11 protein-coding genes are annotated in these 12380 nt (G+C 63.9%); 4 read left to right on the top strand and 7 right to left on the bottom strand.

What is annotated here, in order from left to right; genetic code table 11:
• Window positions 1-3 precede the first annotated feature (3 nt).
• Together X771_RS161765 and X771_RS161760 are read right to left on the bottom strand one after the other, a co-directional pair.
• A complete protein-coding gene (locus X771_RS161765; RefSeq protein WP_023686535.1) occupies window positions 4-1764 on the bottom strand; it encodes a type I secretion system permease/ATPase in 1761 nt (586 codons plus the stop codon).
• The gene (locus X771_RS161760) at window positions 1765-3189 is read right to left on the bottom strand and encodes a family 16 glycosylhydrolase (RefSeq protein ID WP_023686536.1); all 1425 of its coding nucleotides are present in this window, start codon (window positions 3187-3189) and stop codon (window positions 1765-1767) included.
• Window positions 3190-3604: 415 nt separating this feature from the next.
• On the opposite strand from X771_RS161760, the gene X771_RS161755 reads away from it, so the two are divergent.
• The gene (locus X771_RS161755) at window positions 3605-4048 is read left to right on the top strand and encodes an SRPBCC family protein (RefSeq protein WP_023683102.1); all 444 of its coding nucleotides are present in this window, start codon (window positions 3605-3607) and stop codon (window positions 4046-4048) included.
• Between the two features lie 70 nt (window positions 4049-4118).
• On the opposite strand, the gene X771_RS161750 is transcribed toward X771_RS161755, so the two are convergent.
• The 3 genes from X771_RS161750 to X771_RS161740 all read right to left on the bottom strand — a co-directional run bounded on the left by X771_RS161750 (window position 4119) and on the right by X771_RS161740 (window position 7494).
• Window positions 4119-5084, bottom strand: a complete 966-nt coding sequence (locus X771_RS161750) for a hypothetical protein (RefSeq protein ID WP_023686537.1) — start codon at window positions 5082-5084, stop codon at window positions 4119-4121.
• A gap of 128 nt (window positions 5085-5212) precedes the next feature.
• A complete protein-coding gene (locus tag X771_RS161745) occupies window positions 5213-6715 on the bottom strand; it encodes an ATP-binding protein (protein ID WP_023686538.1) in 1503 nt (500 codons plus the stop codon).
• A gap of 137 nt (window positions 6716-6852) precedes the next feature.
• Window positions 6853-7494, bottom strand: a complete 642-nt coding sequence (locus X771_RS161740; RefSeq protein WP_023686539.1) for a glutathione S-transferase family protein — start codon at window positions 7492-7494, stop codon at window positions 6853-6855.
• 146 nt (window positions 7495-7640) lie between these two features.
• On the opposite strand from X771_RS161740, the gene X771_RS161735 reads away from it, so the two are divergent.
• Window positions 7641-7871: a hypothetical protein gene (locus X771_RS161735; RefSeq protein ID WP_023669703.1), complete on the top strand. Its 231-nt coding sequence runs from the start codon at window positions 7641-7643 to the stop codon at window positions 7869-7871.
• A 132-nt stretch (window positions 7872-8003) separates the two neighbouring features.
• Here the strand turns inward: X771_RS161735 and X771_RS161730 are convergent, their stop codons facing one another.
• On the bottom strand, window positions 8004-8489 hold the full coding sequence (locus tag X771_RS161730; protein WP_023686540.1) for a hypothetical protein: 486 nt from the start codon (window positions 8487-8489) through the stop codon (window positions 8004-8006).
• A 175-nt stretch (window positions 8490-8664) separates the two neighbouring features.
• Here X771_RS161730 and X771_RS161725 point away from each other — a divergent pair, with 175 nt between their 5' ends.
• Both X771_RS161725 and X771_RS161720 read left to right on the top strand, forming a co-directional pair.
• Complete coding sequence (locus tag X771_RS161725) at window positions 8665-9030, top strand: RidA family protein (protein WP_023683098.1); 366 nt, start codon at window positions 8665-8667, stop codon at window positions 9028-9030.
• Window positions 9031-9132: 102 nt separating this feature from the next.
• A complete protein-coding gene (locus X771_RS161720; protein ID WP_023686541.1) occupies window positions 9133-10365 on the top strand; it encodes an amidohydrolase/deacetylase family metallohydrolase in 1233 nt (410 codons plus the stop codon).
• Between the two features lie 208 nt (window positions 10366-10573).
• Here X771_RS161720 and X771_RS161715 read toward each other — a convergent pair whose 3' ends face one another.
• Window positions 10574-12361: an NAD(P)/FAD-dependent oxidoreductase gene (locus X771_RS161715; RefSeq protein ID WP_023686542.1), complete on the bottom strand. Its 1788-nt coding sequence runs from the start codon at window positions 12359-12361 to the stop codon at window positions 10574-10576.
• Window positions 12362-12380: the final 19 nt, after the last annotated feature.

The following is a 12380-nucleotide window of genomic DNA, read 5'->3' on the forward strand; positions in this document are numbered from 1 at the left end:
CGTCTATGACCCGAAGCGGACGCTGTGCGGGCGCACGGTCGGCACGAACGAGCCTGTCACCACCGCGCTCCCGGCCTTGCCGGCCGCCGGTTGCCTCAGCACCTCGCTCGCAGGGCCGAAAGCTTCGACCATGCCGTTGCGCAGGACCATGACGCGGTCGCAGGCCGCGGCGATCGAAGGGCGATGCGTGATGACGACTGTCGTGACGCTTACACTTCGCGCGGCCGAAAGCATCCCTTCGAGCGCCGCCTCCCCACTGCCGTCGAGATGGGCGTTGGGCTCGTCCAGCACCAGCATGCGTGGCTTGCCGTAGAAGGCGCGCGCCAGCCCTATCCGCTGGCGCTCGCCGCCCGACAGCACGGTATGCGACGGGCCTATCATGGTCTGATAGCCGTCGCGCAGCGTGAGAATCAGCTCATGCGCCTCGGCGCGCCTGGCCGCTTCGACGATCGCGGCGTCATCGGCGTCGGGTTCGAAGCGGGCGACATTTTGCGCGATCGATCCCGGGAAAAGCTCCACCTCCTGCGCGAGATAGCCGATATGCCTGCCAAGCTGGGTTTCGCCCCAGCTCCTCAGGTCGGCGCCGTCGACCCTGACCGCGCCGCCGGTCGGCTGCAGCGCGCCCACAAGCAATTTCGCCAGCGTCGATTTGCCGGCCCCGCTCGGGCCGACGATCGCCACCGCTTCGCCGGCGCCGATGGCAAAATTCAACCGCTTGAGGATGGGCTCCGTGCCGAAAGCCGCAGTCGGCGCGATGAAGAACAGATCCTGCACCGAAATCGCGCCCAATGGATCGGGCAGTGCGAGCTTGCGCCCCTGCGCTGGTTGCGCCGCAAGGGCGGTGTCCAGCCGTTTCCAGCATCGCTTGGCGTCGACGATCTGCCGCCAGGATCCGATCAGCTGGTCGAGCGGCTGCAGCGCGCGCGACGACACCAGCGACGAAGCGAAGATCATGCCGGCGGTCATCTGCCCTTGTAGCACCAGCCACGCGCCGGCGCCGAGTATCGCCAGTTGCAGCATCATGCGCAGCGCCCGCGACGTCGCGCTGAAGATCGCATTGGCGCTTCCGGAACGGTCATGCAGGGTCAGCGCCTCAGCAACGTGCTGTCCCCAGACCGCGGCGGCATTTTGCACCATGCCCATGGCGCGCAGCGTGTCGGTGTTGCGGGCGAAGGCCTGCTCCGCCTGGCTGGCCACCGCCGAGCGTTCCGCCGACATGGCATCGTTCCTGCCGATGGCAAGCTGGTTGGCCACGACCAAGAGAAACAGCAGCACGGCGCCGGCGAGCGTCAGCCAGAACAGGACGGGATGGATGAAATACAGCAAGGCCAGGAAGACGGGCGCAAACGGCAGGTCGAACAACACCGCCACGCCGCGCGACCTGATGAAGGCGCAAGTCGTGGCAAGGTCGTTCAGCGGCGACAGCCCGCTGCCGGCATGTCTGGCGCCAAGCGAGGCGGCGAATGTCCGCGCGCCCAGTTTCTGGTCGACGGTGGCCGCAACACGTTGCGCGTAGATGGCGCGGACCGCGTCCAGCAGGCCGAGGAAGGCGAGCGCGAGGACCGCCATGGCCGAGAGATAAAGCAGCGTCTCGACGCTGGAGGACGGCAACACCCGGTCATAGACCTGCAGCAGATAGAGCGGGATCACCAGGAGCAGGATGTTGATCAGCAACGAAAAGATGCCGATGTCGGCGATGCCACGCAGGAAGACCGGGCGCAGGCCGATGGCCGCATCGCTGATTGGCGCGCGGTCTCGCGACATCTAGACCGCGTGCTCGGCTGTCGTGCTCAGATGGCTCTGCTGCACATCGTTCAGCGTATAAGCGTGGATATAGTCGATCTTCATTTGCGCGGGCGTCGCCAGATGGTCCGGTGGCGCGCCGGCTTGACCGCCGACCGCAAGGTCGACCAGCATATACATGGGCTTGTTCATATCGGACGGCGTCGCAGCTTCCGCTACCTGGACGCCATCATAGGTCCAGACCAGCTTGTCCGGCGTCCACAACAGGCCATAGGTGTGATAGCCGTCGGTGTTGGAGACATTCACCGTCGACCCGACCGTGGTGTGGGTTCCCGTCTCATTTGTGTGCGCGGTCATGAGAAGCGCATTCTGGTTCTGCCCATACATTTCGATCACGTCGAGTTCCGGGGGCCATGAACCGTCTTCGGGCAGAAGCCAGAAGGCCGGCCACGCGCCGGCGTTTTCCGGGAGATCGGCCCGCATTTCGAAATAGCCATAGGTCTGCGAGAAGGTGTCGTGCGTCGTCAGTATGCCGGAAGTGTATTCGTAATTGTTGATCAGCGGCTTGATGTCGTCGGGCGTATGCGCCGCGGTTATGGTGAGCACGCCGCTTGCGACGCTGAACGGATGGACCGAGCTGGTCGGCGCATAATTGGCGTCGATATACCATTGCAGCTCGCCGTTCTGGGGCTGCGAGCTGCCGTTCTGCGCCCCCCACCAGAAATTCGAATCCCAGATGCCGCTCTGGCCGTTCCACAGGCTCAGCGTGTTGAAATCGTCGTTGAAGGACAGCGTCATACCGGCCTTGTCGATCGGCAGCTCGAACTGGCCGGGCTGAAACTTGTCGATCGTGGTGTTGTGGAACACCAGCACCTCGCTCGAGCCGAGGTTCAGCTGCACGTTCGATCCCACCTGGACCATATTGGCGTGGACGGCCTCGAACGAGGTGAAGGCATAGCCGTTGAGGCGCACCGTGTCGGTCGCGCCGAAATCGGAGATAAGGTCGCTGCCATTGCCCTTGGTGATGATGAAGGTGTCGGCGCCGGCGCCGCCGATCAGCACGTCATTGCCCTTGCCGCCGTCCAGCGTCTGGCTGCCAGCGCCGCCCGTTATGATGTTGTCCTGACCATTGCCGAAGGCATAGTGGCCGTCGCCGGTGACGACGAGGTTCTCGAAATTCGCGGGCAGCTTGTAGCTCATCCAGGTATCGATCGTGTCGACGCCCGCGCCGTAGTTCTCGACCGCTTTGTTGATCGTCGAATAGAGATGGTAATAGTCGTCGCCCGCGCCGCCATACATGGTGACCTTGACGTTGGTGTCGCCCCAGAAGGAATCGTTGCCCGAGGTGCCGTAGCGGTAAGGCGCGCCTCCAGTCGCCGAGAACCAATGGGTGGAAGCGCCGGTATACGGAAGTGGAATGCCTTTGGCGTTGAGGACTGTGGTCATTCCGACACTCCTTGCGCGTGCTGCCTTGGTCGTTCGACAACCTTCGAGCGACCATTTCGGATCAACTCTTAAATTGATCCGTCGTTCCAGGGAATCATTCTATAGTACACCAAGGAGATCGTCGCCCATCATTTAATAGATAATGCCGAAGGCGTTAAGCTGATCCTAATACAACTTTGTAGGAGAGACTTACAATTTTAATAAATTGTGAGATCCGCGCCGAAAAGTTAGGCAACCTGTCAATGATGCATGCAATTTGACGCGACACGACCGCCTGCCTGAGGCGGCGGTCGAAGTCGCGGGCGGATGGCCGCGGGCAAAGGGCTCAAGAAAATTTGACAGGCTATGTCGGACCGGGTGAGGTTCACCCGTCCTTGGGGCATCGGACAACGAAACCACAAAGGATACCGAAGAGATGCCAAGCACCGTACGTTTGCACCGCGTTCTGACGACCAGCCCGGAGAAGGTCTACCGCGCATTCACAGAAGCCGACGCGCTGGCGAAATGGCTTCCGCCGAACGGCTTCACTTGCACCGTGCACAGCTTCGACGCGAAAGTCGGTGGCGCCTTCAAGATGTCGTTCCGAAACTTCACGACGGGCGGCAGCCATTCCTTCGGCGGCGAATATCTCGAACTCGTTCCCGGCGAGCGCCTGCGCTACACCGACAGGTTCGACGACCCCAATTTGCCCGGCCAGATCGAAGTGACCGTGCTCCTGAAGAAAGTGTCGGTCGGCACGGAACTCGACATCACGCAGGCCGGCATTCCGGACGTTATTCCGGCCGAAGCCTGCTATCTCGGCTGGCAGGAGTCGCTGCGCAATCTGGCAAAGCTCGTCGAACCCGAGATCAATCAGTAGAGCCCATCGGATCGGCGGCGCCGCCCAGCCAGTCCGCGCCGCCGACAATGCCGAGCCGAGGACTCATCCCTCACGGCCCGGTGCAGATCGGCAACGGTTGTGGCGGCGGTGGCGGGTTGTCCTTGGCGTATTGCGCGATGATCGGCTCAAGGCTCTTTCGCGGCCAGAATTTCGGCTTGCCGATCTCCTTCAGGCAGGACGCATTCCAATAGGCGCCCGATTTACCAACGGCGGTGATGTCGCGCGATTCCGGGTAGATATAGAGCGTCGTCGGATTGCCCTTCACCATCGAGATGATCTGGTCGGCGTCGGACGGCGGCCAGCTGGTGCAGCCATTGCTGCGGCCGCCGGCATAATCCACCAGCTTGCCGTATGGCACGAAGCCGTCATGGTCGGCATAGGAGCTGTTCGGGTTCTTGCGCACGCACATGCCGCGCAACAGCCGCGCCGCGTGGCCGCCGATCACCCGCTGCCTGGCATTCGCCGTCTCGCCCTCGCCGTCGAACTGGATGAAGGTGCGCAGCAGCGCCTGGTCTTTTTTTGCGCCGATGCGGTAAAAACCCTTGAATGAGGTCTTTGCCTCGCCGGTCATATAGGCGCCACCGGTCGTCAAGGACGAGTCCAGGGCATTGCCGAAGTTTCTCGCGCAGCGCTTCCCGTTGGAGAAATCGACCACGCCTTTCAAATTGCGGCCGCCGCCATGGCCCGACGAGATCGCCCTGAACGACTGCTTGGCCTCGCAAATGACGTAGTAGCGCCGCCCCAGCACGCCATTGCCGAGATCGCCGGGGCGCGTCGCATCCATGGCGAAATAGCAGCCATTATGGACCGCGCCTTGCGCGACCTTCTTCAGGTAAAGCGCGCGCGCCCGCTCCAGCACCACTTGCGAAATCTCGCCGTCGTCATTGCCGACATGGGCCTGCAGCCAGGCTGGTATATCGGAGGACGCGGCAAAAGACCGGGCAGACACCGTCAAGGCGTTGCCGGCGATGGCGAGGAGGCCAAAGACAAAGACAGCCAAAGATTTCAACCGCACCGGACAACCCTCCCGCCCGAACCGTTCTGCGATTCTCGGAGACCCATCATAAATCGTCACGCGCCGATCGGCGAAACACATCTTGTTCAGAACCGCGCAAGCAAGTCAGGTAGCTGCCTGTTCGCGTTTCACAGCGCCAGGCTGCCCTGTTCCGCCTCCGCGGCATTGGGGTCGCCCGGCGCCGTCGCCCAGGCGAGCTCGACCAGCGTCACCGTGCGGCGGCCGGTGCCGTCGAGCTGGCAGACGATGAGGCCCTGCTCCTCGATATAGGTGAGCAGCCGCCGGGCGCGCCGCAGCGAATGCGAGCCGTAGGCGCGCGCGATCGCCGCGTCGCTCGGGCACGGCCAGCCCTCCTTGGCGGCGCGGGCGATCATCATGAACACGCCCTGCATGTCCTCGGGCAGCAGCGAGGCGCGCACGGAAACGTCCTGCCAGGCGTCATCGCCTGCCATGTCGGCGCCGAGCCCGGCGCGGGCGCGCGTCAGCATGCGACGGAATTCTGAGAGGTCCGGCACCACCGAAGCGAGGCCTTCGATGCGGCAGCGGACGACGAACTCCTGATAAAGCACGCCGATGACGCGGAAACCCGCATCGGGCTGCGCCAGGATGGCGCGCAGGACACGGTCCACCCGCTCTCGCCGCTCGGCCATATCCTCGGCGCTTACCGCCGGTTCCGCAGGTTCGGGGCGGATGTCCAGCGCCGCCGATTTGGCCGCCATCAGCTGGTCGAGCAGCTCCGGCGACGCCATCCGGCGCGGCGCGCGGATCGTCTCGGGCGGCGGCGCCGCCAGGATGATGGCGCGTGCGTCTTCAAGCGCTGTTTCCGGCATTGCCATCAGCCGCGGCGTACCGTTGCGCGGGCTGGTCTCGGTCTGGCCGATGCGCACGCCGAGCGGGCGGCGCGACAGCGCCGGTCCCAGCGCCATGAAGTGCCCGCGCTCCAGATCGCGAAACGCCTCCGCCTGGCGCCGTTCCATGCCCAGAAGGTCGGCGGCGCGCGCCATGTCGATATCGAGGAAGGTACGGCCCATGAGGAAGTTGGAGGCCTCCGCCGCAACATTCTTGGCGAGCTTTGCCAGCCGCTGCGTGGCGATGATGCCGGCAAGGCCACGCTTGCGGCCGCGGCACATCAGATTGGTCATGGCGCCGAGCGAGAGTTTGCGCGCCTCGTCGGAAACCTCGCCGGCCACCGCCGGTGCGAACAGCTGCGCTTCGTCGACCACCACCAGCATCGGATACCAATGCTCGCGGGCGGCCTCGAACAATCCGCCGAGAAAGGCAGCGGCGCGCCGCATCTGGTTCTCGGCATCGAGCCCTTCGAGATTGAGCACCGTGGAGACGCGGTGGATGCGCGCCCGCTCGCCGGCTGCTTGCAGGCCACGCTCCGTATGCTCCTCGGCATCGATGACCAGATGGCCGTAATGGTCGCCCAGCGAGACGAAATCGCCTTCCGGGTCGATGATGGTCTGCTGCACCCAGGGCGCGCTCTGCTCCAGGAGCCGGCGCAAAAGGTGCGATTTGCCGGAGCCGGAATTGCCTTGCACCAGAAGCCGGGTCGCCAGCAGCTCCTCAAGGTCGAGCGCCGCCGGCGCACCCGCCGTCGTCTGTCCCATCTCGATGGCTACGGTCATGTCACGACTCTCCTTGCGGACAGGGCTTATCAACCCGGCCGCGAGCCGTCGAGCGCGCCATGGCAACTCGCCCGCTGTTCCACACCTATGCTGCCAAAGCGCCACACATCAGCCCATCTGCCCATAGGGAAGGCACATCAAGCGGAGTTGACCGGCGGCAGAAGCGGCGCTTCCAGCCCGTCGAAGGGATCGCGCCAGGCATCGATGGCTTCGAGCCGGCGATACCAACCCAGAACAGAGGGATAGTCCGCCAGCGGCAGGCCGGCTGCATCGTTGAACGGCAAAAACGTCGCCATGCGGAAATCGGCATAGGAGAGCGACTTGCCCACAAGCCATGGCCGCTTGGCGAGCTCCGCCTCGAGAATCGCTGCCGCGATGCGGAACTCCGCCAGCCCCTCCTCGACCTTGCCCTGGTCGACGGGCCCAATCCCGTAGCGCTGCTTGGTTCCGCGCTCGAAATGCACGGTGTCGCAGGCCCGCACGAAATTTTCCTTGCCCCAGCTTAGCCAGCGGATCATGTCGGGTTGGTCGCCGCCGCCGCGCCAGAAATCCGAACCCGCTTCGCGCGACAGAAGGCAGGCTATGGCGTCGGCTTCCCACAGGCTGCCGCCCGTCCATGCCAATATCGGCAGGGTAAGATTGGGATTGAGCTGACGAAACCGCTCAGCCTGCCCGGGCGCCATGGGTGCCGCGAACTCAAACTCGACCTTGGCCTGCAGATGACGTGCCGTTGCAACCGCGAGGCGCGGATTGGGATTGCGGCTGAAGTACAGTTTCATGTCCGGTCCTGGATGCTGTGGGCTCGATCCTATCAAACACGCAAACGTGCCCGCCAGGCAATCTGGTCGGACCACGATTCCGCTGGCGCACGACGCCGTTCGGCGTATTATTTCCTTCGGGAGAGGGTTCTTGGCAGGAGGAAGCCATGAACGTAGTGCCGAGCGTACCTGTCATCGACGTGACAACCCAGAACCTTGTTTCCTCTGCGCTTTCCAGATTCCGCGCCGGCGATACCGTCTCGACCAGGGCGGCGCTCGACGCCATCCGCCGCATGGATCCAACCTGTGTCGACAGCGACGACGATCTCGTCGAACTCGTCGTCATGGCGGCAATTGGTAAGACCATGGCGGTCGTGTTCGACCACCGCTCCCGCTAGCCCTGTTGGACGAACCTGTCCCGTTCAACTCGCTTGAGCTCGAGTGAGTTCGGTTGGCGAGCTTTTAGAACTGCAGCCCGGGAGGCACACGTCTTCGTGCGCGAAGGCCGGCAATAGCATAAGCGGCAAGACTCAGATCCCCAAGGGATGTGGCATGTAGCCGACGAAGCCGCCGATCTTCCAGTGGCCCGCCACCTTCCTGCAAAAATACAGCGTCTGCCATTTCAGCTTGTCGACGCTGCCATCGGCCTTGGCCACCGAGCCGTTGAACTTCTTGTGCAGCACGGCGCGGTCGCCATCGACGTCGATGTCGCGCATGTTGGTGACGCGAAACAGCGCCTCGCGCAGCGGCTCGGCGAATTCGGTCGCCGCCGTCTCCTTGGCCTGGCGCAGCCATTCGTCGCGATAGACGGCAAGGCTCGGGAATTGCAGACGCCAGGCGTCGGCATCGCTGAGGAAATGCGCATGCATGCCGAAGAAGCTGTCGGCGAGGAAATCATCCTCGACCATCGACCAGTCCTGACCGATAAAGGCGTCGATGTCGCGCCGCACCAGCATTTCCCAGAGCGCGTGACGATCGGCATCGCCCTCTGGAAACGGGTTCTTGTCGAAGGTCATTGAAATCTCCTGTCGGGAAAATGCGACGCGCAAGATGCTGGCGAGCCTGCGATAAAGCAACACGCGTTTGGAAAAATGTTGCTTTCCAAAAAGCCCCCTATGAGGATCACCGGGACAGGCGTAGAGCGGTCGTCGAAAACGGGGCGCGGCCCGCCATTCTGAACAGGAGTTTCCTTTGCCTAAAGAGTGTTTTGGAACATCCCACGTGCCGCTGTCGCCGGCCGTGCGCGCCGGGGATTTCGTCTACATCTCAGGTCAGGTGCCGGTCGACGGCGACCGCATTGTGGTCAAGGGCGGCATTACCGAGCAGACCGAGCAGGTGCTGCAGAATGTGAAGGCGGCACTCGCGCTGGCCGGCTGCACCATGGACGATGTCGTCAAGACCACGGTCTGGCTCGAGGACGCGCGCGACTTCGGCGCCTTCAATGCCGTCTATGCCAAGCACTTCCCGAAGAATCCGCCGGCCCGCACCACGGTCGAATCGCGGCTGATGATCGACATCAAGATCGAGGTCGAAGCCGTCGCCTACCGGCCGGTTTGACCAGTCGGGGCATGATCCCGAAAGTGGAAACCGGTTTTCTCGGACAAACGGAAACCGTTTTGTCCAGAGATCATGCCCCAAAACGAAGAGAGGCAGGCGCCGATGCAGTTCGATCTCCTGATCAAGGGCGGCCGCCTGATCGATCCGGCCTCGGGCCTGGACGCGCCGCGCGATGTCGCCGTTGCGGGCGGTCGCGTCGCGGCCATCGAGACTGCCATCGACGCCGAGCATGCTACGCAGGTCGTGGATGCCAGGGATTGCATCGTCACGCCCGGCCTCATCGACCTGCACAGCCATGTCTATTGGGGCGGCACCTCGCTGGGCGTCGACGCCGACCGGCTGGCGGCCAAGAGCGGAACCACCACCTTCATCGATGCCGGCAGCGCCGGCGCCGGCAATTTTCTGGGCTTTCGCCGCCATGTCATCGAGCGCTCGAAGGTGCGTATTCTCGCCTACGTCAACATCTCCTTTGCCGGCATATTCGGCTTCTCGCAAAGCGTCTCGGTCGGCGAATGCAGCGATCTCAGGCTCTGCGAGCCACGCGAGACGGTGGCCGCGGTGCGCGAGCACGCCGATGTCGTCGTTGGGGTAAAAGTGCGCTCCGGCAAGCATGCCGGCGGCGCCAGCGGCATCGCCCCGGTCGATCTTGCGCTGGAAGCCGCCGACCAGGTCGGTCTGCCGCTGATGGCGCATATAGACGAGCCGCCGCCCGGCCGTTCCGAGGTGCTGCCACGGCTGCGCCGCGGCGACATCCTCACCCATTGTTTTCGGCCATTCCCCAACGCGCCGGTGTTCGCTTCCGGCGCGGTGCGGCCGGACATGCGGCTGGCCCGCGAACGCGGTGTCATCTTCGACATCGGCCACGGCATGGGATCGTTCGACTTCGCCGTGGCGAAAGCGATGCTGGCCGAGGGCCTCGCGCCCGACGTCATCTCCAGCGACGTGCATCTCTATTGCGTCGACGGTCCGGCCTTCGACATACTGGTCTGCATGTCGAAGCTGATGGCGCTGGGCATGCCGCTGGTCGAGGTGCTGCGCGCCGCCACGCAAAGGCCAGCCGAGGCGATCGCCAGGCCGGAGCTTGGGACGCTGAAAGTTGGCGGTGTCGGCGATGTCGCGGTGCTGAGACTGCGCCCCGGGCGCTTTACCTTCGTCGATGCGGTCGGTGCGGCGCTGATCGCGGATCAGCGGCTCACATCGGACGGCATCGTCGTGGGTGGTGTCTGGTGGCCGAACGAAGCCGCCGACCACAACGAGACCGAGCGCTTCGAGGCCCACACGCACCATACGCATGTCGAGGTCGCGGCACGGCATTTCGGGCGTAGGCACGATTAGCTGGTCTCCCCTTCATGGGAGATGGTCTGTCTTTCGGCGGCGCGTTTGAGGACCGCCTTCCCCCACTCCGTCTCGGCTTCGCCGAGCCACCTCTCCCCCCTCCGGAGGGAGAGGAAAGGCGCCAGCTGGAATCGCTTCGCGCCATTCCTCTCCCCCGTCGATCGGGGGAGAGGTGTCGAGCGAAGCTCGACGGAGTGGGGGTCGAACCTTACCCCGAATTACTCACCGCCCCAAACACCGGCGTCGCAATCCCTTCCATCCGCGCCTTGATCTGCAGCGCCACATATTTCGAGTAAAACCGCGACAGCGCCAGATTGCCGCCGTGGAACCACAGCGCGTCGTGGGCCGTCGGCTTCCACATGTTGCGCAGCTCGCCTTGCCAAGGACCGGGATCGCCCTTGACGCCGGAGCCGAGGCCCCAGCATGGCCCTACCTTGTCGGCGACCTCGCGCGAGACGATGGCCGCCACGGTCTCGTTCATCGACTGGTAGCCGGTACAGGCGACGATCGCATCGACGGCCAGCTCGCTGCGGTCGTCGAACAGGATGCCGGTCGGCGTCAATGAACTGATGCCGACGCCGCTCTTCACTTTGATCTCGCCATTGATGATCAGTTCGCAGGCGCCGACATCGATGTAGTAGCCGGAGCCGGTGCGGTAGGCCTTCATCAACAGCCCGGTCTCGTCCTCCCCGAAATCGATGGCGAAGCCGGCGGCGCGTAGCTGGTCGTAGAAGTCTGCGTCGCGTGCCTTGATCACCTCGTAAAGATCCCGCTGGCCCTTGGGTACAAGCGCGAACGGCGTGGACGCGACGATCAGGTCGGCCTTGTCGGTGCTGATGCCGCGCGCCAAAGCCTTTTCCGAGAAGATCTCGAAGCCGACTTCCATCAGAGTGTCGGATTTCACCACTGTCGTCGGCGACCGCTGGATCATGGTGACGTCCGCGCCGCTCTCCCAGAGGTCGACGCTGACATCGTGCCCCGAGCTTGCCGCGCCGATGACAGCGACACGTCTGCCGCGGAATTTCTCGCCGCTTGCATACTGGCTGGAATGCAGGAGTTCGCCCTTGAAGGTCTCGGCGCCGGGCAGCGCGATCTGGCGTGGCGGGCCATAGGCGCCGGTGGCAAAGACAATGTGCTTCGGCTTCAGCGTGATCTGCCGGCCGACACGGTCGACCACCACAGTCCACACCTTCTCGGTCTCGTCATAGCTGGCGCCGACGCATTTGGTGGCGACCCAGTAGTTGAGCTCCATCACCCTGACATACATCTCCAGCCAGTCGCCCATCTTGTCCTTGGGCGTGAACACCGGCCAGTTCTCCGGGAACGGAATGTAGGGCAGATGGTCGTACCAGACCGGATCGTGGAGCACGAGCGAGCGATAACGGTTGCGCCAGGAATCGCCGGGGCGCGCATTTTTCTCGATGATGATGGTGGGCACACCGAGCTGCCTCAGCCGCGCGCCGAGCATGATGCCGCCCTGCCCGCCGCCGATCACCAGGCAATAGGGCTGCTCGGTGGCGCCGAGGTCGCGCGTCTCGCGCGCCCGCGCCTCCGCCCAGGTTTCGCGCTTCGGATCGGCCTTGTGACGGATACCAAGCGGCCGCGCCGGTCCCTTTTGTTCCTCGAACCCCTTGAGCTCACGCACCGCCGTGAACAAGGTCCGGCAGCGGCCGTCCGTAAGGCGCACAATCCCTTCGCCCCGCGCGACCGCCGTTTCGAACGTGAACCAGGCCTCGACGGTGCCCTCATCCGAGGTCGCCTCGCCGGACAGCGTCCAGTGTGAGGGCTTCGCTTCCGCCAGCGTCGCTTGCAGCATGTCGCGGATCTCATCGCGGCCTTCCATCGTGGTGATGTTCCAGGTGAAAGCCAGCAGATCGCGCCAGTAGCAATCCTCGACGAACAGGTTGGCGGCCGCCTCGGCGTCATCAGCTTCCAGCGCCCGTGCAAGCGCGCAAAGCCATGTCGCCGCCTGTTTCGATGGTGCCATGTCGAGCATCTGTTTTTCCCTCACTTTG

This window comes from Mesorhizobium sp. LSJC269B00 (genome assembly GCF_000502815.1).
Taxonomy (GTDB): Bacteria; Pseudomonadota; Alphaproteobacteria; order Rhizobiales; family Rhizobiaceae; genus Mesorhizobium.